This window comes from Psychrobacter sp. 1044 (genome assembly GCF_904846525.1).
GTDB lineage: Bacteria > Pseudomonadota > Gammaproteobacteria > Pseudomonadales > Moraxellaceae > Psychrobacter.
In genome coordinates this window covers 161,312-187,294 of record NZ_CAJHAZ010000002.1, presented here as the reverse complement: position 1 = coordinate 187,294, position 25,983 = coordinate 161,312, and the positions used below count along the sequence as shown (strand labels likewise).

The window sequence follows — 25,983 nt, the reverse complement described above, 5'->3', positions numbered from 1 at the left end:
ATATTTAAGGCGTGTTCTCATTTTTAACATGGTGATAAAAATGAGATAAATTGCCGTCAAATGAAAAAATAGCGCAGACAATATTGAGCTATTGACTGACTATTTGACGCTGTTTGGCAAAATTTAGCCATCTTTAATCCATTTATAGGACGATCGATTGAAATGAGAACACGCCTTAGTAACGTTTAAAGGTACAAAAGTCAGCCAATACTATCACAGCTAGGATTCACGATATCTCTAAACGTTTGGCTAATTGTAAGGTCATTGTTCATTATTCATTGCCGGCGCGTGTGGTTGTATCATGAACGTTTTGATCAGCCCGCTTGTTGTCAAGAATGAATTTGGCTAAAGTTTCTTCATCAACGTTGTAAGGATTCCCTAATGTGGGAATGTGTTTGAAACGTCGATAGCCCCACATATAGTGACTGCATTTTTCTTCAATCATCTGTTGCATGGCTTGGTTAAGTGCATAAGCGGCGGTCTCGGCATGACGATCATAAAGTGCTGGATCATCTAGCTTATAACAATAGATGTCAAATCCACGACCATCGTCACGGCGAATACAAGATAAGCCGACCAACGCACATCTGGTTTTACTAGCAAGTTTAGAAGCAAGCGTACTGGTTAGCGTTTTAATACCAAAAAAGGGCACAACCACGCCGCCCGAAGGGTCGGGAACATGATCGGGTAAGACGATACTAAAGCCACCTTGTTTGAGTGTTTTAAATATGGCCTTGACACCGCTACCATCGGTTGGCACTAAGGTTGCATTAAGCCTTGAACGCCCTTGTAGCACAAAGTTGTTGGTGATGTCACCTTTAACAGGTTTGTACATAATGGTTGGGGAACCAAATTGATTGAGCCAAGCGTTCATCATCTCCCATGTACCGAGATGCGGCACGATAGCGAGCATGCCGTTGGCACTCGCAAGTCCTTCTAATAAAATGTCTTTATCATGAACGTCGCGAATCTGAGCGATACTCCACTCAGGTGGCATGGCCCAGCTTTTGATCGATTCAATACTGGTCAAACACTGGTGATAAATAATCTCTTTGGTTAATACTTGTTTTTGCACATCAGTCAGCTTAGGCGCAATTAACGCCATATTGATACTGACTGTACGCATGATACTTACACTGGGTATCTTGATAATTACCCACGCAACAAAACGTGCCAGTATCTGCAAGACAGACAATGGCACGATTTTAAAAATATGATACGGATTCATAACCATTCACACAGTGATGAATCACGTAATAAGTACTGAAAAAAATATCCGAACATCGTTAGACCATTTATTGCGCAGGTTTGTTGGTATCAGCCTGTGCTTTTTCGCGCACACGGATACCAAGATCACGTAGCTGCTTGCTATCGACTTCAGCAGGTGCTTGGGTTAATGGGCACTCAGCAGTTTTGGTTTTTGGGAAAGCGATAACATCACGGATAGAGTCTGCGCCTACCATGAGCATAATCAGACGATCCAAACCAAAGGCCAAGCCACCATGTGGAGGCGCACCGAATTTTAGGGCGTCAAGTAAGAAGCCAAACTTGTCTTGAGCTTCTTGCTCGCCGATACCTAAAGCATCAAGTACCGCTTGCTGCATATCAAAGGTATTGATACGTAAGCTACCACCGCCAACTTCTGTACCGTTCAATACCATATCATAAGCGATAGAAAGGGCAGATTCTGGGTTGTTTTTCAATTCATCAACAGAACCTTTAGGTTTAGTAAACGGGTGATGCATTGACGTCCAACGACCATCGTCCGTTTGCTCAAACATTGGGAAATCAGTGACCCAAAGTGGCGCCCACTGACAAGTAGTCATCTCAAGGTCTAGACCAATTTTTTGACGTAGTGCGCCGATTGCGTCATTGACGACACTGGCTTTATCCGCACCAAAGAAAATAATATCGTTGCTTTCTGCACCAGTACGCTCAATCAAGCTGACCAATACGTCATCGGTCATATTTTTGATGATAGGAGACTGAAGACCAGATTCTTGGTCAACGCCATTGTTGATATTGCTCGCATCGTTGACTTTGATATACGCCAAACCACGTGCACCATAAATGCTAACGAATTTGGTATAAGCATCGATTTGCTTACGGCTTAATGACGCGCCACCAGGGATGCGTAGCGCAGCAACACGACCTTTAGGATCGTTAGCAGGACCGGCAAATACTTTAAAATCAACGTCTTTCATTAAATCAGCAACGTCGATGAGTTTTAATGGAATACGTAAGTCAGGCTTGTCTGAGGCATAGTCACGCATTGCTTCAGCGTAAGTCATGCGTGGGAATTGCTCAAACTCAACATCCATCATGGTTTTGAATAAATGCTTAATCAAACCTTCGTTGATGTTCATGATTTCTTCTTCATTTAAGAAAGAAGTCTCAATATCCACTTGGGTAAATTCAGGCTGACGGTCAGCACGTAAGTCTTCGTCACGGAAACATTTAGCGATTTGATAATAACGATCAAAACCTGACACCATCAGCAACTGTTTGAATAACTGTGGTGATTGTGGCAAGGCGAAAAAGTTACCTGGGCGTGTGCGTGATGGCACAAGATAATCACGCGCGCCTTCTGGCGTTGCACGAGTCAAGATAGGGGTCTCAACGTCTAAGAAACCATGGTCATCTAAGTAACGACGAATGGCTGACGTGGCTTTAGCACGGAAAACCATACGCTCTTGCATTTGCGGACGGCGCATATCAAGATAGCGATATTTTAAACGCAAGTCTTCTGATACCGTGGTTTTTTCATCATTTAGTGGGAAAGGCGGTGTTTCAGATTTTGCCAATACTTCAATTTCTTTGCCCAACAGCTCAATCTGACCACTGGTCATATTATTATTTTCAGTACCCGCGTAGCGTTGACGTACGCGACCAGTGATTTTTAGCACATATTCAGGACGTACCGCATCAGCAGTTGCAAAGGCTTCTGGCGTATCAGGGTCAACGACGACCTGCAAGATACCAGCGCGGTCACGCATGTCTAAAAAAATCACCCCACCGTGATCGCGACGACGATGTACCCAGCCTACGATACTGATGGTTTGATCGATGAAGCTTTCGGTTACGGCTCCGCAATATTCGTCTCGATATTCGCTATGCGTCATAGTGCTTTGCGTCATAATATAATTATCCAGTTGTCAGCCCAATTCGAAATACAATAATGCAGCCATTGCTGTACGATTCAAGCTATCCGCTAAAAACGCACAAACACCGCGATTAAGACAAATGGTCATCACGTTGGCTACAGAAAATTTGGTGTAAACGCATATTATGCCTAATCTGCCCTTGTTATACAACCAGTGGCGTCCAATCAAAGCGTAGGAAAGTATCAGTAATGGGCGTATTTATTCAGTAACATTTGCATTGGGTTAAATATTGTCATATTGCTTGAAAATATGAGCCACTGTGCACATATCAGGCTCACTTATAAAATCTTATTAAAATTATTCTAATCATGTAAGGAATGCTACTTATGCTTTTTCACCCTGCTAAGAACCCTGTTGAGCTACAAGTTGTTCATCTAAATAAAAGCCAAGAACAACGCCGTGAAGACTTAATGGAGGCAACTCAAGGTAAAGCCGCGCTTAAGCAATTCAAAAAAGTAATGGCTAAAAAAGCCAAGCAAGCATTGAAGGCAAAAAGCAAAAATAAGAAAAAAAACAGTGATAATAAATCACAAGTTTTCGTTCTCGACTTTGATGGTGATATCAAAGCCACGGCAGTCAAGCATTTACGCGAAGAAATCAGCACATTAATCAGCAGCGCAAATAAAGGCGATGAAGTCGTGGTACGTCTTGAATCAGGCGGCGGGTTGGTTCATGGTTATGGTTTGGCAGCAGCGCAATTGGCACGTCTAAAAGAGGCTGGTTTAAAACTAACAGTCTGTGTCGATAAAGTCGCGGCCAGTGGTGGTTATATGATGGCTTGTGTGGCGGATAATGTAGTGGCTGCGCCATTTGCTATTATTGGCTCAATCGGTGTGGTATCACAGTTGCCAAACTTTCATAAATGGCTAAAAAATCATGACGTCGATTATGAGATGTTTACCGCTGGTGACTATAAACGTACTGTCACTATGTTTGGTGAAAATGACGCTGACGACCGTGCCAAATACCAAGAAGAGCTGGAGCAAACGCACGAATTGTTCAAACATTTCGTGAACACCTATCGTCCAGCATTAGATGTTGCGAAAGTCGCAACAGGCGAGCATTGGTATGGTGAAGATGCGCTAAAACTGAATTTAATTGACAGTCTGCAAACCTCAGACAGCTATATTTTAGAGCGTATGGAAGACAATGAAGTCTATGCGCTGCATTCACGTCAAAAGCCAACGCTGGCCGAAAAGTTGGGATTGTCACAAGCGGCAGAAGCCACCGTGAATATGGCGATTGACAAGCTGCCAGATGTATTGGCACGTTTTGATTTTAATAGCCGTTTAAATATCCTAAAGTAGTTTTCAATTTTTCACTTTAAATAAATGCATTGTTTGTATTTTGTAAAAGGCGTGTCCTAGCGGGTCGCGCCTTTTTGCTGTTTATTCATAAATGCTGTGTTATAAATGTGGCATACAGAACAGAGTATACGCACGTACACTATAAAATTAGCATTGGGCTTTTTATAAAAGCTTTATGTGAACGTGATGAAAATCATTAACCATCAGCAAGGAAAAGGATGCCAGCTATGTCTGAAAACACATTGATGTTTACCGCCACCGAACATGGTCAAGCCATGCATGCCAAAGTCAAAGCATTTATCGAAACCCATATTGAGCCGATAGAAGCACAGTTTTGGGCGGATTGTCATGCGCAAAACCCAGACGGCAATTGGAAAAATTGGCAATGGCCAGAAAAATACGAGAGTTTGCGTAAACAAGCACGCGAAGCCGGTCTATGGAATTTATTTTTGCCAGATGACACGCTAGGGGCAGGGCTGTCGGTGACCGATTATGCACCGATTGCCGAGCTCACTGGTCGCAGTTTATTAGCGCCTTATGTATTTAACTGTAATGCCCCTGATAGCGGCAATATGGAGCTTTTATGGCGCTATGGTTCTGAGGAGCAGCAAGACAAATGGCTAACGCCAATCTTAGAAGGTAGAACGCGTTCGGTATTTTGTATGACTGAGCCTGATGTCGCCTCCAGTGATGCGACCAATATGCAAGCGACAGCTGTGGTTGATGGCGATGAGATTATTATCAATGGCAGTAAATGGTGGTCATCGGGTCTTGGCGACCCTGCGGTCGATATTTTGATTGTGATGGCGTACACGCCTGATGAGAATAAAGACCGTCATCATCAACATTCGATGGTATTGGTCCCAGCAAAGACAGCGGGTGTCAACATCGAGCGTATGCTCAAAGTCTTTGGCGATTATGATGCGCCGCACGGCCATGGTGAAGTCAGCTTTGATAATGTACGTGTGCCCGTCAGTCACTTTATCGGTGGTGCAGGTATGGGCTTTGAGATTGCGCAAGGTCGCCTAGGACCAGGTCGTATTCACCATTGCATGCGCTGTATTGGCGCTGCCGAAAAGTCGCTAGAGCTGGCTGTTAAGCGCGGTATGGAACGTACCGCTTTTGGTAAGCCATTATTACAACTGGGTGGTAATTTTGAGCGTATCGCTGAGGCGCGTATTAAGATTGACCAAGCGCGTTTATTGACACTATATGCAGCGCAAAAAATGGATGCGCAAGGCACAAAAGCAGCATTGACTGAAATCTCTGCTATTAAAGTGGTTGCACCAACCGTGCTACAAGAAGTGGTCGATATGGCGATTCAGATTCATGGTGGCATGGGCGTTTGCCAAGATACGATGTTGCCTGCTTTCTTTGCGCAAGCACGAGCGCTGCGCTTAGCTGATGGTCCTGATGAAGTGCATAAAACGATGATTGCTAAATTAGAATTAAAGCGTCAGGGTTTTAGCCGTTCCTCAAAGCCTGTGAAAGCCTAATTTTCATTTGCAATAATCGTATAGAAACTGGTTTAAATGAGCATTTGCTTGAATTGATTTCTCATTGAAATTCACTATTACACCGTTAATAGTGAATTTTCAGCCCTATACTCACTGATAAAACATAATTGAGCACACGATAAGGAATGTCATATGGCAACTGCTAATCAAAGCAAAACTACCATTAAAGAAGTAGCTAATAAAATCTTAGATAAAGGCGGCGAGGTTCGTGAGGGCGAAGAGCTTGATGCCAAAGCGGTCAGCTCATGGCTACGTGATCAGGGTGTGGATATAAAAGGCGAACCTACCGTTACTCAATTTTCAGGTGGCGCATCAAACTGGACCTATCGTTTGCAATATGAAGGCGAAGGTAAAAGCCAAGACTTAATTTTACGCCGTCCACCAAAAGGCACCAAAGCAAAATCAGCACACGACATGGTGCGCGAATATACGGTTCAAAAATCCTTAAAAGATGCTTATCCTTATGTACCTAAAATGGTCGCGCTATGTACGGATGAGTCCGTCATCGGTGCTGACTTTTATGTCATGGAGCGTATGGAAGGTATCATTCCTCGTGCCAATTTGCCAAAAGGTATCGATTTAAATGAAGAGCAAACGCGTGCATTATGTACCAATGTTATTGATGCTTTGATTGAATTGCATCAAGTCGATTATAAAGCGCATCCTGATTTGGTCAATCTTGGACGCGGTGAAGGTTATTGCGAGCGTCAAGTAACTGGCTGGGACAAGCGTTATGTCAAAGCCAAAACGCCCAACGTCCCAAGTTTTGCCTTAGTACGTCAATGGCTCGGTAAGCATACGCCTGCTGACAGTAAGACTTGTCTCATTCATAACGATTGGCGCTTTGATAATGTGATTTTGGATGCAGCAGGTCCGACCAAGGTGATCGGCGTACTCGACTGGGAAATGGCGACCTTGGGCGATCCTTTGATGGATTTGGGCAGCGCATTGGCGTATTGGATTGAAGAAGATGACAACATCATTATGCAGCAGTCACGCCGTCAGCCCACCCATTTAAAAGGCATGATGACTCGCGATGAGGTGGTTGCTTATTATCTTGAGCAGACAGGTCTAGAGATAGACAACTGGACGTTTTATGAAGTGTTTGGGTTATTCCGTCTAGCGGGTATCGTTCAGCAGATTTATTATCGCTACTATCATAAACAAACGACCAATCCAGCCTTTAAAAATTTCTGGATTATTGTACACGTATTACATGCCAAATGTCTGAAGTTGATTGCTCAATATGAAGGTGAGATTTTATTTACTAGCCGAGTACAGCCGCATCTACAGGATATGGGTGTTGATGCTGCGATGATTGAGCAGTTGCCAAGTCCTATGCAGGCTGTTATCAAAGGTATCTTACCAAAAAGCTATTTTGGACAAAGCGCACCTAAAGCTGAAGAGTAAGTAGGTTAAAAATTGAAAATCTAGGGCATGTCCTCAATTCAATAGAGCATTCTCTAAATGGGCTAAAAATGGCTGGATTTTGCCAAACTGCGTCAAATAGCTTATGAATATCTCGATATTATTTGCGCTATTTTCCTTGTTTGGCGGCAATTTATCTCATTTTTTTCATCATTTTAAAATGAGGACACGCCCTAATACGTTTAAAAATTATAAGAGTGCGATTAATAAGGCAATATTTTATGACAACCATACTTTTGGCCCGTCATGGTCAAGCGTCATTTGGACAAGAGAATTACGATCAACTGTCAGAGCTGGGTGGCAAGCAAGCGCAGATGCTAGGTCAGCATTACGCGACGACTCAGCGTCGAATTGATGCGATTTTTACTGGTAGTTTGGTTAGGCAGCAAGACTCTGCACATCATTTTTGGCAGCGTTATCAGTCATTTGTTGATAGCGATAGCAATATCTCTAGTAAGCCTGCGATCGATATAAGTGCGCCGGATAGCTATGTACTGCCACAATTTGATGAATTTAATCATAAAGACGTGTTTATAAAGTCTAATTCTGCTTTCATGAGTAAAGGTGCTATTGCGGCTGAAATTGCGCAAGCAGAAGCGCCATCTATGCGTTTAGCGGAGTTGTTTGATTCTGCGATGCAGCGCTGGCATGCAGGTGACAATGACAGTGATTATATTGAGAGCTGGTCACAATTTAATGAGCGGGCAAAACAAGCGCTTGAGCAAGTGCGTTTGCAAGTGGCTAATCTGAATTTAGAGTGTGATAGTACGGTGCTGGTATTTACTTCGGGCGGCATTATTGCGGCTATTACCGCGCAGTTATTACAACAAGGCAGTCAAACTGCGTATCAAATTAATAAAAGCTTGGTTAATACGGGCGTGACGTCTATTACTTTAAAAGCGCAGAGTACACGGCTATTGTCTTTAAATGAATACAGTCACTTATTTGCTGATGGTAAACGCTTCGTGACGTGGCGATAACATAGCATGTGATGGTGGTAAGACATCAAGGTCATAATTAAGCAATGACTAAGTCGTGATTAACATCAGGATAAAATGATCACTCTAAACACGTAGCCGATTTTTATGTTATTAAAATCGGCTATGATAATTGTTGAGTACTTTTTGTGTATTTTTATGACAGACAAGCCGCACTTATCAATTTGCGATATTATAGACTGTCAACTTCATATAATATGGATGTAAACAGGACGTTCTATGCAAAATAAATTGATCAATTTAGTCACCAAAAGCGCCAAACAAAGTAAAAATCAGCTATTTAGCGCAATTCAGCCCGCACGATACCTAAAAGGTTTAAATAAGCAGCAGATTGGTCGTGGTAAAACAGTATTAATCACGGGTGCCAGCTCAGGACTGGGCGAAGGCATGGCAAGATTGTTTGCTAAGCTTGGCTATAATTTGGCGATTTGCGCGCGTCGTACCGACCGTCTAGAAAGTCTACAATCAGAGTTAGTGGCAGCGTATCCTGATATTCGTGTTGAATATCGAGCATTAGATGTCAGCGACTATGATGCCATATTCGATGTATTTGATGCGTTCGCAACTGACTTTGGTCATATCGATCGTGTGGTGGTCAATGCGGGCGTCGGGGATAGTCGCCGTATTGGTAAAGGGCGATTCGATACCAACCGCCGCACCGTTGAGATTAACTTTGTCTCTGCGCTCGCGCAATGTGAAGCGGCGATGAATATTTTCCGCACACAAAACAGCGGTCATCTGGTGGTGATATCAAGCATGTCAGCAATGCGTGGACTGCCTAAGCATTTGACCGCTTATGGCGCAAGTAAGGCGGGTCTGGCTCATCTGGCAGAAGGCATTCGTGCTGATATGTTATTAACCAAATTGCCCATTAAAGTCTCGACCATTTATCCGGGTTATATCCGTACTGAAATTAATGAAAATGCCAAACCACTACCGTTTGAAGTGGATGCAGATACGGGCACCAAATCCATCGTTGCAGCGATTGAAGCTGGAGTCGATGAAGCTTGTGTACCAAGTCTACCGTGGTCTATTGTCGGTCAAGCAATGAAGCATTTACCATTGCAAGTGGTCAATAAAGTCAATTAATAACTATTTGACTTCATTGCTTTGGTATCAACAGCAATGAAGTCAAAAAGAAGACAATAAAAAACCCTCAACCTTAATGCTGAGGGTTTTTTATTGTCTTCTTTTTAAAAATCTAAAATCTATGCACTACAGGGTTTGGGGATTATCCGACATATGCTTTTCACGTAGCTTTTGACGCAATATTTTACCCACATTACTCTTTGGCAACTCACTGACAAATTCGATATGACGCGGGCATTTATAGCCAGTCATATTGTCCAATGCAAATTCTTTAATGACGTCCTTGGTGACATTGTTATCGGCAGGAACGATATAAATTTTGACTGCTTCGCCTTGGTGCTCATCAGGAATACCGATCACTGCGCAATCAATGATGCCTTTATAATCTAGCATGACTGACTCGATTTCATTTGGGAAGACGTTAAAGCCTGAAACCAAAATCATATCTTTTTTGCGATCAAGTAAAGTGATATAGCCCTGTTCATCCATACTGATGATATCGCCAGTACGGAAGTAACCATCGCTAGTAAAGTCATTGCTATTGTCTTTATTAAAATAGCCTGAGGTAATGTTTGGGCCTTTAATACACATCTCGCCAGCTTGATGTAAGCCGACACGATTACCTTCATCATCAACGACAATAATATCTACGCTAGGGACTGGTATACCAATCGTACCGTTAAACTTGCGATCAGTGATGACGTTAGCGGTACCAGCTGCAACCCCTTCAGTCATCCCCCAACCTTCGACCATCGGGCAACCAGTGACTTCTAACCAGCGAGCCGCTGTTTGTTCAGTTGCTGCCATACCACCTGCTTGTGAGATGCGTAGCGAGCTAAAGTCCAAGTCTTTAAAGGTTGGTTGGTCAAGTAAGCCTTTAAACAAAGTATTCACTGCTGGCAATATATGGAACGGCTGTTTTGATAGCGTTTTAACAAAGCCCGGCATATCGCGTGGGTTAGGAATCAAGATAAAGGTGTAACCTGAGCGCATGCCTAACAGGGTCAGCATAAAGGCAAAAATATGATAAAGCGGTAACGCCATCACCATATTGATATAGACCTCATTAATATCTGAGGTGATAGGGCGGTACCAAGCTTCTGACTGCATCGCAGCGGCGACAACGTTACGCTGAGTCAAAACAGCGCCTTTCGACAAACCAGTCGTTCCACCGGTATATTGCAAAATTGCTTTTTGTTGCAGTGTGGTTTTTGGTGCTTGGATAGGCAAGTTTTTGCCTTTCTTCAGCACATCAGGAAACTTGGTCACATCGTATTTAGGGTCATTCAGGTTATATTTAGGCACTAAGCGTTTGACCTGACGGATAACCGTATTGACCAAAATACCCTTTAGCCCCATCATATCGCCCATTTTCGAGAGGACAATACGCTTGATGTCGGTTTCTTCAATGACTTGTTCAAGTGCTTGAGCAAAGTTATCAACCACAAAAATAACCTGAGCGCCAGAATCATTTAATTGATGGCGTAATTCACGACCGGTATATAGTGGGTTAACTGGGGTACACACATAACCCGCTCGCAAAATACCAATCATCGTTGGCAGATATTGCGGCACGTTTGGCATCATGAGTGCGACCACACTGCCTTTAGGAATGCCTTGCGCTTGTAACCATGCGGCAACGGCAAGTGAGGCTTTATCCACATCACCATAAGTATGAGTGACCCCCATACAAATAGTCATAGGATGCATACGAAAACGATTGAAACATTCCTCATACAGCTCTATGAGGCTCTCATATTGATCAGGATTAATGGTCTTGGGTACGTTTTCTGGATATTGCGCCAGCCAAGGCTTATCTACTGTCATACTTAGCGTCCTTAAATGTTGTGATACGTTAAGGTTATATAAAAGAGTAGTCACATCCTTGTCAACAATATAAATCATCGCCTTGAGAGCAATGGATTGTCGCGTGCTATCGATCCACAGACTGCTAAAATACGGTGACCTCTATATAAATTATTTAACTACAAGCTCATTTCGCTATAAAAAGCAGTGCTCTAAATACAGTAAACAGCTGGTTACTATTATCCTTACTAAGAAAGCACCACTTGCTCATAAACTGATCTGAATTGAACGACTATCGACTCACACTAATAAAAAATAGCGTGACTTATTTTGGCAACACATTAACATAACTACAATTGATATTGTTATTTTTATACAAGAACTTGATAGTTTATAATTAAGTTTGATAAAGCAAAAAATATATGTTGTAACAGCATAGAGGATAAGCGGTTAGCAACAAGGTGCGAACGGTATTTTCCTTGGAAATTTGTGAATCAATATACCAATCATCTGTTTTGTAAAAAAATTATTACGTGAAAGCGTTAACATTGTAGTTACAAAGCAATTATTTTCTGTATAAGAATTATAGATTCACATAAAAAAAGCGCTCTACATATGATGTAAAACGCTTTTGATAATGATTTCTTTATTTACAATTGTGGGTTGTCCGACATATGCTTTTCACGCAGTTTTTGACGTAATACTTTACCCACATTACTCTTTGGCAACTCACTGACAAATTCGATATGACGCGGGCATTTATAGCCAGTCATATTGTCCAATGCAAATTCTTTAATGACGTCCTTGGTGACATTGTTATCGGCAGGAACGATATAAATTTTGACTGCTTCACCTTGATGCTCATCGGGAATGCCGATCACCGCACAATCAATAATACCATCACAATCTAGCATCACTGATTCAACCTCATTTGGGAAGACATTAAAGCCTGAAACCAAAATCATGTCTTTTTTACGGTCTAATAATCTAAAGTATCCTTTTTCATCCATGCTGACGATATCGCCAGTGCGAAAGTAGCCATCTGCCGTAAAGTCATCACTACTGTCTCTGTTAAGATAACCTGAGGTTACGTTAGGACCTTTTACACACATCTCACCAGCTTCGTTGACACCAACGCGCTTGCCTTCATCATCGATGACAATGACATCGACACTAGGAACAGGGACACCAATCGTACCGTTGAACTTGCGATCAGTGATGACGTTAGCGGTACCTACAGCGACCCCTTCTGTCATACCCCAACCTTCAATCATGGCGCAACCAGTGACTTCTAACCAGCGAGCAGCTGTCTGCTCAGTTGCTGCCATACCACCTGCTTGTGAGATACGTAATGAGCTAAAGTCTAACTCTTTAAAGTTTGGATGATCAAGTAAGCCTTTAAACAAGGTATTCACCGCTGGCAATATATGGAAAGGCTGTTTTGACAGCGTTTTAATAAATCCTGGTATATCACGTGGATTAGGTATCAAGATAAAAGTGTAGCCTGAGCGCATGCCGAGTAGACTGAGCATAAAGGCAAAAATATGATAGAGCGGTAGCGCCATCACCATATTGATATAGACCTCATTAATCTCTGACGTAATCGGTTTGGTCCATGCTTCTGATTGCATCGCCGCGGCGACGATATTACGCTGCGTTAAGATGGCCCCTTTAGATAGTCCTGTTGTGCCACCTGTATACTGTAAAAATGCTTTTTGATCTAATTGCATTTTTGGTTTGTGGAACGGCAGGCTTTTGCCTTTCTTCAGCACATCAGGAAACTTGGTCACTTCGTGTTTAGGGTCATTTAACTTGTACTTAGGCACTAAGCGTTTGACCTGACGAATGATGGTATTCACTAAGATACCTTTTAAGCCCATCATATCGCCCATTTTTGATAGGACAATACGCTTAATATTGGTCTCATCAATGACTTGTTCGAGCGCTTGAGCAAAGTTATCAACCACAAAAATAACCTGAGCGCCAGAATCATTTAATTGATGGCGTAATTCACGACCAGTGTAAAGTGGGTTAACTGGGGTACACACATAACCCGCTCGCAAAATACCAATCATCGTTGGCAGATATTGCGGCACGTTTGGCATCATGAGTGCAACCACACTGCCTTGAGGCAGCCCCTGCGCCTGCAACCATGCAGCAACGGCAATCGAAGCTTTATCAACATCATCGTAGGTATGGGTCACGCCCATACAGATACTCATAGGGTGCAGACGAAAGCGCTCAAAGCATTCTTCGTACAGCTCCATGATGCTGCTATATCTATCGGGGTTGATAGTTTTTGGTACACCATTAGGATAATGGGCAAGCCAAGGTTTATTCGGCGTCATAGTCAGCGTCCTTGAAGTTTAAAATAGGGTGAATTCTCTCGTAAAGCAGTCATATCCGTGTCAATAAAACACATCAGCGCTGACGTAAACCGTTTGCCGCTGAGCGTGATAATATCCTTATCTATTGACTGGCTGCTAGGTTTTATTATTATAGTACAAAACGACTTAATCATTATTAAAGGATAATGACGTCAATTGAACGAACAGATCGCTTAATTGTAAAAGCATTTTTGCTCTTAAATAAGCTCTACCTGTTATCTAACACTAAGGTATCAGAAAATAACGATACATTTAAGCAATACAGTAGCATGAATGTCATCAAATACTATACTAGTATGAAATACTGAGCAGTGCATAAATAAAGCTGAAAAATATGATTTTTATGGAATTTCACGTGATTAGATAGATGCGCTGTTTGTCACTTAAGATACGCTATTCGTCACTTAATAAGTATAGAAATTAATGAGTTAAGCAAGAAAATTATCATAGCCAACATCAATATATCAACTAGAGATTTGTCAGCACTCCAACTGAATGCAGTTATGCTCAATTATTGAGGTAATATCAGCTGCTTGTTTTTATTAAAAAAGCGTCGATAAATGAGTAAAGCGCTGATTGTACAGCCGAGCGTACTGCTCACACATATCAAAAACATAGTGACTATCTGATAGCGAATCGCTTGAGTGGGGTCAGCGCCAGCCAATATTTGACCCGTCATCATTCCGGGCAAGCTAACGATACCGACGACTAGCATAGAGTTCAGCGTTGGAGTCATGCCATTGACAATGGCGGCGCGTATTGGTTCATGCACTGCTTCAAATGGGCGAGCAGATAGGCTGAGCATCATCTCTATACGTCCTTGCTGCTCATGAAAGGATTCAATCAACTGGTTGCTGGTCAATGAGATAGCGGTGAGCGAATTGCCCAATATTAGCCCCAATATAGGAATAACGAATTGCGGTGTGTACCAAGGCTGTACCTTTAAAATAATCATGATGGCTATCGCAGTGACTAATATAGCCGAAGCGCTTACTGCCAGCAAAGTGTCATTTAACAAACCTTTATAGCTACGTTTGACGCGATTTTTGGCAGCAGCGCCTGCAATCAAGGTCATGATGGTCAAAATTAACAGGACTTCATACCATTGTTCACGAGCGAAAATCCATGCCAATATTAAACCGATAAAACTAAGCTGGAGCACCGTGCGGATAGCCGCGATTAACAGCGTTTTGGTCAGCTGTAAGCGTAGCCGCCAAGAGATAATAAGAACGATGATAATTAAGCTGCTGGCAAGGGCAATATCACTGTAAGTTAAAAATACTTGTATATCATCTGTACCGCTCATAGTGGCTCATTATATAAACTGACGAATATAAGATAGACGTTAATGCGAATTTGTTAAGAAAAGTCATCTTAAAGAGTGACATGACAGTCTTAACTCAACGTTAGAATATCTCAGTTAATACCCCTGCTTGCATCTGCCAATGCTGATCGGCTAATGGCATGATGTCTTGTGTATCGTGAGTTACCCACAGTAATGTACGCTGCTTATCTGCCTGTAACCAGTTCATGAGTAGATTGACGAGCTGGGCTGATGTGTCACTGTCTAGGGCCGCGGTAGGCTCATCTAGTAACAACACCCGTGGGTTCAATTGTAAGAGACGTAACGTGTTGACCAGTTGCCGCTCGCCGCCCGATAGATGATAGATTTCTTGCTGTAAAAAGTCAGCGCTGCGTTGCAATTGCTCAAGCTGTGCGATATGCCAGTCGATATCAAAGTCAAGGTGCTGATGCGCTTGTAGCTGATAAGGCATTTGCAAGTTCTCAAGTACACTGCCTTCTAATAATTGTGGGTGCTGTGCGAGTAGGGCAACATTCATGCGCCACTGTATCGGTGCAGTATCATGGATACTATAGTAAGCACTGCTGGTTGATCCGTCATCACGGCGCAAATACACATTGCCGCTACTCATGGGCAATAGCCCAGCCAATACCCGTAATAATACCGATTTACCACTACCAGAAGCGCCTGTTAACACAGTTACTTGACCTGCTAACAGCTTGCCTGTGGCGCCATCGATTAATAATCTTTGACGAGCCGGTATGATTGGCTGAGAGACAGGGTTTGGTCTTAGTTTGCCGATCCATCTTTGACAAATGGTAGATAGCGCAGATGTTGTGGCTTCTGTGGCCTCCATATTTTTGTCATTAATATTTTTATCGCCAACCTTATTCTCATTATAGGCAGGTATGCTGGCTGTACGTTTACTGTGTACCTGAATATTCTCTAATATCAGTATCGGTTTGTTATTATGGAGATGCATAAGTCATTATCGCTAATTATTCAGCCACTAAGTATCCAATCATTAAGTATCTAACCATTAAGTATCTAACCATTAAGTATCTAACTACTAATTATCCAACCACTAAGCATTCAACTGCTCGTGGATCGCTTGCTCAATGGCATCGCGTAAATGCTTTGGAACACGAATAGGGCGCATGGGCGTGGCACTAGCAACCGCAGTATCTGCCTTACTATTGGATAGCGGTTTGGTTTTGACTTGGTTTTGCACACAAGCAATGACAATTTTGCCACTACTTAATAAGCTGCTAGCATTAGCATTGCTATTAGCATAATCAGAAGAAAGGCTGTCTGGGCTGTTACGATAAATACTCTGGTAAAAGATAATGCTGGCAGGTTTTAACTCGACTTTATCGATGCGCACACTGATGACTTCATCTAACAAAATAGCTCTTTTGTATTGCAAGTCTGCTTGACTGACAACAAAATGCTGGATTTCTCCATCGTCAGTCTGCAAAAAATACCCGTTTAAATTCAGTTCCCCAAACCAATCACGGCGGCAGTTTTCAAAAAACACCAAATGATTGGCATGGTAGACTATACCGCCTGCATCAGTATGGTTAATATAGACATTATAATTTTTGGTAAACAATGGCGTATATTCGCCGTCTACACTTGCCACTGTGTTTGTATTTTTGCTGTTATTTTTTATCATAAAGATGCTCGGTCATTGTTTTAATAAATATTGTTCGATGTTCATGATTCGATGGCCAAAATTTGATAGTAGCCATATTAACCACAACTACTCTAGCTTAAGATATCAGGGCGCGCAACAGTTAGGTCGGTCGACGTCTGTTATGATAGTGGATTATGCACTTTCATAGCCCATTTCTTTATATTAGCACCGTATTTTCATCAATTAGTATAGGATAATTTATGACCCGTTTTGTCAGTTTTAATATCAATGGTATTCGCGCTCGTCAACATCAGCTTGAGGCCGTGCGAGAAGTGATCGATCCTGATGTGATGGGTCTACAGGAAACCAAAGTACATGATGAGCAATTCCCCCTAGAAAACATAGAGAGTCTGGGCTATCACGTAGAGTACTTTGGTCAAAAAGCCCATTATGGCGTGGCATTACTATCCAAGGTTGCACCTATATTTGTGCAAAAGGGTTTTCCTGGTGAAGATGCTGAGGCACAGAAACGCTTTATCCATGCCCGTTATGATTTTGACGATCGTGAAATTGATGTGCTTAATGGCTATTTTCCACAAGGCGAAAGCCAAGATCATCCGACCAAATTCCCGATGAAGCGCGCTTATTATGCAGATTTAATGGCGTATATCGATACCCTAAAAGCAGAAGGTCGCTCGCTCATAATCATGGGTGATATGAATATTGCCCCAGAAGATACTGATATTGGCATTGGCGACGTCAATGCTAAGCGCTGGTTGAAAAATAGAAAGACCTCGTTTTTACCAGAAGAACGCGAGTGGTATGCGGCGCTGATGTCACGCGAGCTGACAGATACCTATCGCTTACATTATCCAGAGAGCACAGAGCTATATAGCTGGTTTGATTATCGCAGCCGTGGGTTCAATGATGAGCCGAAACGTGGCTTGCGTATCGATCATATTTTGTGCAGCTCGGATCTTGTTGAGGCCTGTGTTGATGCTGGTATTAGTTATGAGCTACGGGCGATGGAAAAACCGTCTGATCATGCGCCAATTTGGTCGGCATTTGATTTAAAAAAACGGTAGTATTTATATAGGTCGTGTTTGATACTTCAGCAGCAGTAGCCTCATGGTTGAAGGCTCAACGCGCCTCAGTATTTATCGCATCAACCGTTATAAATAATGATAAAAATTTCACAATAAGGATTAAACCATGGCAGTCGGAAATGTTACAGTACCTGATATTATTTATCCTATCGAAGGAATCAAGCTAAGCGCCACTGCCGCAGGCGTACGCTATAAAGACCGAGATGATTTAGTACTGATTGAGATCGCTGATACCGCGACCACTGCGGTTGTGACCACCAAAAACACCTTTTGTGCAGCGCCTGTAAGGGTATTGCGCGAGCATTTTGCCAAGATGAGTCCGCGTTATTTGGTCACTAACACAGGTAATGCTAATGCTGGGACGGGTGCTGATGGCAAACGTCGCGCCGTTGATATCTGTGCCTCTCTGGCGAGTAAGGCTGGCGTGGATAGTAATGCAATATTGCCATTCTCGACCGGTGTCATTGGCGAGCCATTAAATAGCGATGCGATCATCGCGGGCTTAGATAATGCACTTGCCAATTTGGGGGCTGACAATTGGCTTGCCGCGGCGAATGGTATTCGCACCACAGATACGATTCCGAAGCTCGCTAGCCAAAAAATCGACGTGGCGGGTAGCAGCTATCATATTACCGGCATGTCAAAAGGCTCAGGCATGATACGCCCTAACATGGCAACCATGCTAGGTTATGTGGCAACTGACGCCAATATTGCTGCTGACCTATTACGAGAAATGCTAAGTGCCATTAATGAGCAGTCTTTTAACCGCATCACTGTCGATGGCGACACTTCAACCAATGATTGCTGTGTGTTGATAGCCACGGGTGCTGCCAGCTCAGATATCATTGATAGTCCAGAACATCCGCATTATCAGGCTATATTTTCGGCTTTGACCGAGGTGTTTGTCCGTCTGGCGCAATTAATCGTACGTGATGGCGAGGGTGCTACCAAGTTTATGACCGTCAACGTCACTGGTGGCAAGACCACGCAAGAGTGCTGCGATGTGGCATATGCGGTCGCGCATTCACCGTTGGTCAAAACCGCGTTCTTCGCTAGCGATGCCAACTGGGGTCGTATCTTAGCGGCGGTTGGTTATGCTGGTATCGAAGACTTGGATACGGAACAAGTGGATGTCTATCTCGATGAAGTCATGATTTGCCAGAATGGTGGCGTCGCGCCTAGCTATACAGAAGAAGCGGGCAAAGCAGTCATGAGTCGTCCCGAGATTACCATTCATATCGATCTTGCTCGCGGTGATTCCAGCGACACCGTTTATACTTGTGATTTGTCCTATGACTACGTCAAAATTAATGCGGATTATCGTAGTTAAGGGTTATCACTGTCAGCTAAGTAAAATACTGTTTAATGAATAACTGAGCCAGAGTGACTATTACTCTGGCTTTTTGATGTGTAAATTTTGCTCAGTATCAATTTACTTTACTATTCAATACGCGCGATTAACAACAGTTGCAAAAGCTGACGTTACTTTACAAAGCAGTTATAGAGCAGAAGACGAGTTGCGCTCTATACTGACCTCAGTAAACAAACAATAGACGACATTATTGAGACGTAATAGGTTTATTCGGTAAAGCTAAATCAGGTGAATACTCTTGCTTGGCTCAATATCGACAGTAGTATTACACCCATCGCAAAAATTGACTGATATTTTTAAAATATATTTACCAGCATGATGTGTCCAAAACAATAATCTCAAACCATCAATAATGTATTTATAACCATTAACTGAGGATTTAATAATGAAAAAATTAGTACTTGCAGCAGTAATGACCGCCTTTGCCCTGTCAGGTTGCTCTACCATGGGTATGGATAACGAACGTACGATGGTTGTCGATGGGCAACCTATGAATGTTAAAGTGGTTAACATTCCAAGTTTTAAAATAGAAGTAGCACCACTGAAAGCCGTCTGTGAGCTGTCAACAGCTGAGGGTACTAAGGTTGAAGCAGAATGCTTACAGTATCGTCAGACTTATCAGAAAAACTACACACCTTTAAACGGCAATATTCAGGGCTTTACTTATGAGCCAAACTATCGTTATGTTCTAGATGTTCGCCAAGAAGTCATGATGGATGAAAATACTAACATGGCTAAGCCAGTTTGGATTCTAAACGAAGTGGTTTCAAAAACAGCTGAGTAATGAATCATTGAGTATGTCTAGTTAACGAGCATATTTAACCAGAATAAAAAAGACCTCTAATTCTATATTAGGGGTCTTTTTTTATTTCAGAAAATACTTGGGAGTGTGATGTCAGGATAAGCTATATTAAACAATCGTTATGTTAGCACTGACTATATTTTACACTGACGCCATGAGTGGCAGTAGGGATGCGATTGTCTGCATAAACGGCAAGACCGCCTCGTGAGGTTTCTTTGTATTTATCTAGCATATCCGCACCAGTGACTTTCATGGTTTCAATCACTTTATCTAAAGAGACAAAGTGCTGTCCGTTACCACGGCAAGCAAGTCGCGCCGCATTGACAGCTTTGACGGCGCCCATGGCATTGCGCTCGATACAAGGCACTTGCACTAGACCGCCAACAGGGTCGCATGTCAGACCTAAGTTATGCTCAATACCAATTTCAGCCGCATTAAGGCATTTAGCTGGATCACCGCCTAAGATTTCTGCCAATGCAGAAGCTGCCATGGCACAAGCAGAACCAACTTCACCTTGGCAACCAACTTCAGCGCCAGAGATGGAGGCATTTTGTTTGATTAAGCTGCCAATAGCGGTCGCATTTAACAAAAACTTGCGTGCACCATCTTGGCTATAGCTTGATAAAAAGTCGCGATAGTAATGCATGACCGCAGGAATAATACCTGCTGCACCGTTGGTGGGGGCAGTGACGACATTTCCGCCATTGGCATTTTCTTCATTGACCGCCAAGGCATATAAATCAATCCAGTCCATGGCAGCGAGTTTGTCATTTTTGGTAATGGGTTGGTTTTTCTCGGCGCACAGCTGTAGATGTAATGCTTGGGCACGGCGTTTCACATCCAAGCCACCAGGTAATATGCCACTGTTTTGACAGCCTCGCGTCACGCAGTCCTGCATTGACTCCCAAATAGAGTCTAAATAAGTAAAAACTTCTGATTGATTGCGGTAATGACATTCATTTGCCAATACCAATTCACTAACGCTTAAGTGGTGTTGACGACATTGCTCCAGCAATTCTGCGGCGCTATTAAAGGGGTAAGGAATGGCGTCAATGGTCGGCGTGGCGTTATCTTCATCCGGATTGGTGGCATCTTCTTCATTGATAACAAAGCCGCCACCTACCGAATAATAGGTTTGTTGATAATGACTGCCGTCGGTCAATAATGCACGGATAGTCAAGGCATTAGGATGGTAGGGTAAAACGGTTTCGTCATACCAATGAATATCGCGCTCTGTCTCAAAGGCAATAACATGCGTGCCTGCTATATTGAGCTGTTTGTCTGAAAAAATCGGTGACAAATATTGACTGGTCAAACGGGTATCGATCGTACTAGGAGCATGCCCAAGCAGCCCTAACAATATAGCAGTATCGGTTGCATGCCCTTTGCCTGTGGCTGCCAAAGAGCCATAAAGCTCAATTTCAACACCTGTAATAGCCGTCAGCTCTGTTTGCTTAGTTAATGAGCCCAAAAAAAGATTGGCGGCGACCATGGGTCCTACCGTGTGTGAGCTTGATGGGCCAATACCAATTTTAAATAAATCAAAAACACTAATCATAATAACTTACCAAGTTTTTTAAGTGCACTAACATGTTGTATAGCTGCTTTAGGCACTTTCATTGAGAATATAACAGGAAGCTCTCGCTTATAGCACCGACAAAGGTGTAGAGGAAGCACCGCCCATGGAAGTATTAACGCAAAAGAGGAAAAATGGTGATTGAATAATAACTTTTATTTGTTTTGAAACTCCGCTATCATGCTCGGAGCTAATGGCTATGTAACATCCTGTAAGTTGATTGTCGCGGCAGAGTACACTGAGTCATAAGCGACCATAACCATTTTTTAGTTAAACATATCCGACCACATACATCTACCAAAACATGGTCATCATACCAAATAATACTTTTGGTTTGCCATATTGCAACATAAATGAATGAGTCAGAGCGACATATTATAAATGAAAAGATGCGGATTTTACTCGTTATCGTAATTTCTAGCCACATATTCTTGCCGATTGATGCTCTGATTTAACTCAATTTTTATTTTTCATTTACTGTTGTCTATTATTTTAGCCCAGTTTACATAGGACAAGCGTGTATGCCCTCTCAAAAAGACCCTTCCTCGCCTTTAGAAAACAGCGCTCAAGCACCATCTGCTGAACATGGATTAGAGGCTGCGGCGATCAGTCCTCCGTACAATCCAGACTTTGAAAATGGACGCTGGTTTCCGACATGGCGTCCGTATCAAGGCGATTTAGATCGTGATCCGGTCGGTATCAATGAATATTTGCCACCGTCAAAAAGCCTGCTATTAGGTGTACAGCATACTTTTGCGATGTTTGGTGCGACTGTGCTTGCGCCGCTGTTAATGGGCTTTGATCCCAACTTAGCCATTTTGATGTCAGGTATCTGTACGGTGATGTTCTTTCTGATCACTGGTGGGCGCATGCCGAGCTATTTGGGCTCAAGTTTTGCTTTCATTGGTCCTGTTATCGCTGTGACAGCTTATGCAGGCGCAGGGTTCAATGGTAATTTGAATGTCGCTTTGGGCGGCATCATGGCTTGCGGTATCATTTATGCGTTAATTGGGCTGCTGGTGATGAAAACGGGTACTGGCTGGATTGAGCGTTTGATGCCGCCTATCGTTACTGGTGCTATTGTGATGATTATTGGTCTTAATTTAGCGCCAGTGACCATTCAAGGGGTGTCTGCCAATCAGTTTGATGCTTGGATGGCTACCTTGACCGTATTACTCATCAGTGGTGTGGCTGTTTTTACACGCGGTATGCTGCGTCGTCTGTTATTATTGGTTGGTTTAATATTATCCTATTTTGCCTATTTTATCATGACCAACGTCATGGGTTTTGGCGCAGCGATTGACTTTAGTAGTGTGGCAGCTGCTTCGTGGTTTGGCTTACCTAGTATCCATACGCCTCGCTTTGAGATGAGTGCTATTATTCTGATTGCGCCTGTGGCCTTTATTTTAGTGGCTGAAAACTTAGGGCATTTTAAGGCTGTCGAAGGTATGACCAAAGCTCGTGTAACGCCTTATATGGGTCGAGCATTTTTTGCTGATGGTTTGGCAACCACTTTTTCAGCAGGGTTTGGCGGTACTGGTGTGACGACTTATGCTGAAAACATCGGTGTGATGGCGGTGACTAAGGTATATAGCACAACAATATTTGTCGTGGCAGGTGTGGTTGCTATTTTATTGGGACTATCACCAAAATTTGGTGCCATCATTCAGACGATACCAGCCGCTTTATTGGGCGGTGCGTCCATTGTGGTGTTTGGTTTGATTGCTATTGCAGGTGTCAAAATTTGGATAGACAGTCGTATCGACTTTAGTAAAAACAGTAACCTAATTATCGCGGCCGTGACCGTTATTATGGGTACGGGTAACTTTAGTTTGCATTTAGGCGGCTTTGATTTGGGCGGTATCGGTACGGCGACTTTGGCAGCGATTGTCTTAAATGCGTTATTTAACCAAGGATCTGAAGCGAAGGCCACTCATCAATCATTGGCTAAGTAATCAGCTTTTATGATGCTGAGGTTTTATACCTATCAGTTAATGACGGTAACAGCGTATATCATTCCATAAAAAGCGCCCATGCTATAGGTAGCATGGGCGCTTTTTATGGAGTGGCAGCAAGTGCACGATAAAAATGCAGAATAAAAGCTACTTGTAGTCTCGCTTATAAAATTTTGAGAAAAACCGATAACGTCGTAGGGCGCGCGGCTTAGGTTTCAGTGAACCCAAATAGATTGCAAACATGGTCAACAGAGCACCGCTCCACTGTAAGCTATTAATCGGTTTGTCCAGCCAGCTATAATCAATGACCAATGCAGCAATGGGTTCTGATAATAATAATAATCCAGTTAACGCCAAAGACAGCTTAGGAATGGAATAGGCAATTAGTCCCCACGCCAAGCACTGCATCACCGTGCCGTAGATGAGCACCCAGCCAATCTCAGACCAAGTGTTTGGCAAAATATGACCCCTATCAAACACAAACATAGGAATAATCATCGCCAATACACCACCGATACTAATCAGCTGCATCAGCATAAATATGGGTGTGGGTTCAGTATCATGGGTCTTACGGATAAAAGTCATTGATGCCGCTAGCATTGCCCCTGAGACGATACCAGTGATGAACCCCCAAGTGGCGGCGCTGTTATGCGCAAACTCAGGACTGCCTATCATGGCCACACCAAACATGGCTAAAAATAAACTGATGAGCTGCAATATAGATTGGCGTTCGTTAAAATATAAAAACCCAATGGCGGCTAAAAAGAAAATCTGTAGGCTATTCAATAAAGTTGAGATGCCAGGGCCGACCGCATAAATACTCTCGTGCCAGAGCGCCAGATCTAAGCCTAAAAAGACACCTGATAATAAACCATAAAAGATAGCGCGCCTTGAGCGGGGTAGACGCTGTCCCATGATTTTGGCCAATACAGCGAATACGACACCTGAAATAGCCAAGCGCCAAAATGCCATTGCCCAACTGCCAATATCAACGTGAGCGACAATCAAACTACCCAGACCAAAGATAATACAACCAATGACCAACCCAGTAGAGGCAGAGCGTGAAGAAGCAATCGCCATATAATGTCCTTATATCCATATTATTATTTTATCTTACTGTATCAACGATGACGCCAATGAATACTGACGCTAACACAAGCCGTATTGTCTAGGTTTTGACGCTAAAATGAAATGGTCAAACCATCATTTATGCTTATTGTTTGATTTATTATTGCTGTATCAGGTTTTATCTCTGTATATGCTAGGTATAAAATCAATGATGACCTTAAGCTTCTCTCATATAAGAAAATCTCTATAACAATACGAATATATGGTGGAGACATCCTTACAGGAACGATATTGGCGTGGATATCACTATTTGTTAATCTAGTGGTTTATAATCACTGTAGTGGCACAATAAAACAGGATATTTCTTATTAGTCTTTACCTCAAGTACTTCAATATCATTAGCCTAGGTTCATCTATGTTGCGACGTTCATTATCCCTACAACAACGACCATTGATATCTGGTTTTGCTATCGCCATCTTTGCTATTACGCTATTTATGGTGCCAAGCGTACAAGCGGCCAGTTGCAAAATTCCAAAAAGTTATTATAAAAACGTGGCTTGTACGGCAAATAGCGGCTATTTTTTGGCGACAAAAGATTTCGGCGCGCCTGTTGCTCTGATTAATAGTAAGGGCAAAAGCGTCGTTGATTTATCACGTTATCAAAAAGTTGATGCCAGTAAGATATCGGCAGGTTTACTTCCTGTACTGCGCAACGGTCATGTCGGTTATCTTAATATGCAAGGTCGTGAAGTAGTGCCTGCGATGTATGATGTGCTTAAAGAAGGACAGGGTTGGGCGCGTCCCGTCTCTAACGGGCGTATCGTGGTAAAGCAGGATGGTAAATATGGGGTCATTACTACTAGTAATAAAACCATCGTGCCATTTTCGTCCGCGATTAGTGACATTGATGATTACCAAAATGGTGTCGCCCGTGTACGTAAAAATCAAGCAATCAGTTGGATTGATGAAAACGGTAAAACGACCAGTGACCCAAATGGTAGTAACAACGAGCAATCCACGACGCCACGAGCACCTGCCAGCGCTAATGGCAATGCATCCTCATCCAACCAGACACTTCCCAATCGTTTTACGATGCTACAACCGCGTCAGCAAGATGGCAAATGGGGGTTTATCGATGATAATAATGTGACCATGATTACCTATTCTTTTGACGAGGTGCGTCCCTTTGCCGAAAGCTTGGCTGGCGTACGCATCGATGAAAACTGGGGCTTTGTTAATCTTGGTGGCGAGTTGGTGATTCCTTTTCGCTTTGCCAATAGCGGTGTGTCGGCTGGTGATCTTTATCAAGGCAAACCCGCCTTTACCTTTACTGGTGGTAAAGCGTGGATTGGCAATCTAAAAAACGGCAATAAAATGTGTATCGATAAAGAGGGCACAGGAGTGGGCTGTGATTAAGCTGCGTGTTCAAACCTAAAGACCTACATGACCTAGGTAAAATATCCAGCAT

Annotated in this window: 19 protein-coding genes; 10 read left to right on the top strand and 9 right to left on the bottom strand. The window is 42.8% G+C overall.

Features of this window, described 5'->3' with window-relative positions:
- Positions 1–271 precede the first annotated feature (271 nt).
- A complete protein-coding gene (locus tag JMX82_RS02255) occupies positions 272–1,228 on the bottom strand; it encodes a lysophospholipid acyltransferase family protein (protein ID WP_201539240.1) in 957 nt (318 codons plus the stop codon).
- Positions 1,229–1,295: 67 nt separating this feature from the next.
- On the bottom strand, positions 1,296–3,122 hold the full coding sequence (gene aspS / locus JMX82_RS02250; protein WP_109591409.1) for an aspartate--tRNA ligase: 1,827 nt from the start codon (positions 3,120–3,122) through the stop codon (positions 1,296–1,298).
- Between the two features lie 368 nt (positions 3,123–3,490).
- Between aspS and sohB the strand changes: the two genes are divergently transcribed.
- From sohB to JMX82_RS02225, 5 genes are all read left to right on the top strand, one after another.
- Complete coding sequence (sohB, locus tag JMX82_RS02245) at positions 3,491–4,471, top strand: protease SohB (RefSeq protein WP_201539238.1); 981 nt, start codon at positions 3,491–3,493, stop codon at positions 4,469–4,471.
- A gap of 245 nt (positions 4,472–4,716) precedes the next feature.
- Positions 4,717–5,967 carry an acyl-CoA dehydrogenase family protein gene (locus JMX82_RS02240; protein WP_201539354.1) on the top strand — a complete coding sequence of 417 codons (1,251 nt, stop codon included), beginning with the start codon at positions 4,717–4,719 and terminating at the stop codon, positions 5,965–5,967.
- A gap of 153 nt (positions 5,968–6,120) precedes the next feature.
- Positions 6,121–7,398, top strand: coding sequence for a phosphotransferase family protein (locus JMX82_RS02235; RefSeq protein WP_201539235.1), 1,278 nt, complete (start codon positions 6,121–6,123; stop codon positions 7,396–7,398).
- A 239-nt stretch (positions 7,399–7,637) separates the two neighbouring features.
- The gene (locus JMX82_RS02230; protein WP_201539226.1) at positions 7,638–8,396 is read left to right on the top strand and encodes a histidine phosphatase family protein; all 759 of its coding nucleotides are present in this window, start codon (positions 7,638–7,640) and stop codon (positions 8,394–8,396) included.
- 237 nt (positions 8,397–8,633) lie between these two features.
- Positions 8,634–9,503 (top strand): SDR family oxidoreductase, encoded by an 870-nt coding sequence (locus JMX82_RS02225; RefSeq protein WP_227676261.1) that lies wholly within the window; start codon positions 8,634–8,636, stop codon positions 9,501–9,503.
- A 126-nt stretch (positions 9,504–9,629) separates the two neighbouring features.
- Here the strand turns inward: JMX82_RS02225 and JMX82_RS02220 are convergent, their stop codons facing one another.
- From JMX82_RS02220 to JMX82_RS02200, 5 genes are all read right to left on the bottom strand, one after another.
- A complete protein-coding gene (locus tag JMX82_RS02220; protein WP_201539223.1) occupies positions 9,630–11,330 on the bottom strand; it encodes an AMP-binding protein in 1,701 nt (566 codons plus the stop codon).
- A 629-nt stretch (positions 11,331–11,959) separates the two neighbouring features.
- Entirely contained in the window at positions 11,960–13,657 is a 1,698-nt protein-coding gene (locus JMX82_RS02215; protein WP_201539221.1) for an AMP-binding protein, read from the bottom strand.
- Between the two features lie 550 nt (positions 13,658–14,207).
- Positions 14,208–15,002, bottom strand: coding sequence for an ABC transporter permease (locus JMX82_RS02210; protein WP_201539219.1), 795 nt, complete (start codon positions 15,000–15,002; stop codon positions 14,208–14,210).
- Between the two features lie 100 nt (positions 15,003–15,102).
- Positions 15,103–15,981 carry an ATP-binding cassette domain-containing protein gene (locus JMX82_RS02205; RefSeq protein ID WP_201539217.1) on the bottom strand — a complete coding sequence of 293 codons (879 nt, stop codon included), beginning with the start codon at positions 15,979–15,981 and terminating at the stop codon, positions 15,103–15,105.
- A 102-nt stretch (positions 15,982–16,083) separates the two neighbouring features.
- Positions 16,084–16,674 carry a thioesterase family protein gene (locus tag JMX82_RS02200; protein WP_201539207.1) on the bottom strand — a complete coding sequence of 197 codons (591 nt, stop codon included), beginning with the start codon at positions 16,672–16,674 and terminating at the stop codon, positions 16,084–16,086.
- Between the two features lie 221 nt (positions 16,675–16,895).
- On the opposite strand from JMX82_RS02200, the gene xthA reads away from it, so the two are divergent.
- From xthA to JMX82_RS02185, 3 genes are all read left to right on the top strand, one after another.
- Complete coding sequence (xthA, locus tag JMX82_RS02195; RefSeq protein ID WP_201539205.1) at positions 16,896–17,720, top strand: exodeoxyribonuclease III; 825 nt, start codon at positions 16,896–16,898, stop codon at positions 17,718–17,720.
- Positions 17,721–17,847: 127 nt separating this feature from the next.
- Positions 17,848–19,071, top strand: coding sequence for a bifunctional glutamate N-acetyltransferase/amino-acid acetyltransferase ArgJ (argJ, locus tag JMX82_RS02190; RefSeq protein ID WP_201539203.1), 1,224 nt, complete (start codon positions 17,848–17,850; stop codon positions 19,069–19,071).
- Positions 19,072–19,498: 427 nt separating this feature from the next.
- The gene (locus JMX82_RS02185) at positions 19,499–19,897 is read left to right on the top strand and encodes a DUF4377 domain-containing protein (RefSeq protein WP_201539202.1); all 399 of its coding nucleotides are present in this window, start codon (positions 19,499–19,501) and stop codon (positions 19,895–19,897) included.
- 142 nt (positions 19,898–20,039) lie between these two features.
- On the opposite strand, the gene JMX82_RS02180 is transcribed toward JMX82_RS02185, so the two are convergent.
- Positions 20,040–21,473, bottom strand: coding sequence for an L-serine ammonia-lyase (locus JMX82_RS02180; RefSeq protein WP_201539200.1), 1,434 nt, complete (start codon positions 21,471–21,473; stop codon positions 20,040–20,042).
- 539 nt (positions 21,474–22,012) lie between these two features.
- Between JMX82_RS02180 and JMX82_RS02175 the strand changes: the two genes are divergently transcribed.
- Complete coding sequence (locus JMX82_RS02175; protein ID WP_227676260.1) at positions 22,013–23,446, top strand: solute carrier family 23 protein; 1,434 nt, start codon at positions 22,013–22,015, stop codon at positions 23,444–23,446.
- A gap of 147 nt (positions 23,447–23,593) precedes the next feature.
- Here the strand turns inward: JMX82_RS02175 and JMX82_RS02170 are convergent, their stop codons facing one another.
- Positions 23,594–24,526, bottom strand: a complete 933-nt coding sequence (locus JMX82_RS02170) for a DMT family transporter (RefSeq protein WP_201539198.1) — start codon at positions 24,524–24,526, stop codon at positions 23,594–23,596.
- 403 nt (positions 24,527–24,929) lie between these two features.
- On the opposite strand from JMX82_RS02170, the gene JMX82_RS02165 reads away from it, so the two are divergent.
- Positions 24,930–25,931, top strand: a complete 1,002-nt coding sequence (locus JMX82_RS02165; protein WP_201539195.1) for a WG repeat-containing protein — start codon at positions 24,930–24,932, stop codon at positions 25,929–25,931.
- Positions 25,932–25,983: the final 52 nt, after the last annotated feature.

Bases quoted from the DNA above. Each gene is read 5' to 3' on its own strand.
- JMX82_RS02255 (WP_201539240.1), bottom strand. From the start codon at position 1,228: ATGAATCCGTATCATATTTTTAAAATCGTGCCATTGTCTGTCTTGCAG.
- aspS (WP_109591409.1), bottom strand. From the start codon at position 3,122: ATGACGCATAGCGAATATCGAGACGAATATTGCGGAGCCGTAACCGAA.
- sohB (WP_201539238.1), top strand. From the start codon at position 3,491: ATGCTTTTTCACCCTGCTAAGAACCCTGTTGAGCTACAAGTTGTTCAT.
- JMX82_RS02240 (WP_201539354.1), top strand. From the start codon at position 4,717: ATGTTTACCGCCACCGAACATGGTCAAGCCATGCATGCCAAAGTCAAA.
- JMX82_RS02235 (WP_201539235.1), top strand. From the start codon at position 6,121: ATGGCAACTGCTAATCAAAGCAAAACTACCATTAAAGAAGTAGCTAAT.
- JMX82_RS02230 (WP_201539226.1), top strand. From the start codon at position 7,638: ATGACAACCATACTTTTGGCCCGTCATGGTCAAGCGTCATTTGGACAA.
- JMX82_RS02225 (WP_227676261.1), top strand. From the start codon at position 8,634: ATGCAAAATAAATTGATCAATTTAGTCACCAAAAGCGCCAAACAAAGT.
- JMX82_RS02220 (WP_201539223.1), bottom strand. From the start codon at position 11,330: ATGACAGTAGATAAGCCTTGGCTGGCGCAATATCCAGAAAACGTACCC.
- JMX82_RS02215 (WP_201539221.1), bottom strand. From the start codon at position 13,657: ATGACGCCGAATAAACCTTGGCTTGCCCATTATCCTAATGGTGTACCA.
- JMX82_RS02210 (WP_201539219.1), bottom strand. From the start codon at position 15,002: ATGAGCGGTACAGATGATATACAAGTATTTTTAACTTACAGTGATATT.
- JMX82_RS02205 (WP_201539217.1), bottom strand. From the start codon at position 15,981: ATGCATCTCCATAATAACAAACCGATACTGATATTAGAGAATATTCAG.
- JMX82_RS02200 (WP_201539207.1), bottom strand. From the start codon at position 16,674: ATGATAAAAAATAACAGCAAAAATACAAACACAGTGGCAAGTGTAGAC.
- xthA (WP_201539205.1), top strand. From the start codon at position 16,896: ATGACCCGTTTTGTCAGTTTTAATATCAATGGTATTCGCGCTCGTCAA.
- argJ (WP_201539203.1), top strand. From the start codon at position 17,848: ATGGCAGTCGGAAATGTTACAGTACCTGATATTATTTATCCTATCGAA.
- JMX82_RS02185 (WP_201539202.1), top strand. From the start codon at position 19,499: ATGAAAAAATTAGTACTTGCAGCAGTAATGACCGCCTTTGCCCTGTCA.
- JMX82_RS02180 (WP_201539200.1), bottom strand. From the start codon at position 21,473: ATGATTAGTGTTTTTGATTTATTTAAAATTGGTATTGGCCCATCAAGC.
- JMX82_RS02175 (WP_227676260.1), top strand. From the start codon at position 22,013: ATGCCCTCTCAAAAAGACCCTTCCTCGCCTTTAGAAAACAGCGCTCAA.
- JMX82_RS02170 (WP_201539198.1), bottom strand. From the start codon at position 24,526: ATGGCGATTGCTTCTTCACGCTCTGCCTCTACTGGGTTGGTCATTGGT.
- JMX82_RS02165 (WP_201539195.1), top strand. From the start codon at position 24,930: ATGTTGCGACGTTCATTATCCCTACAACAACGACCATTGATATCTGGT.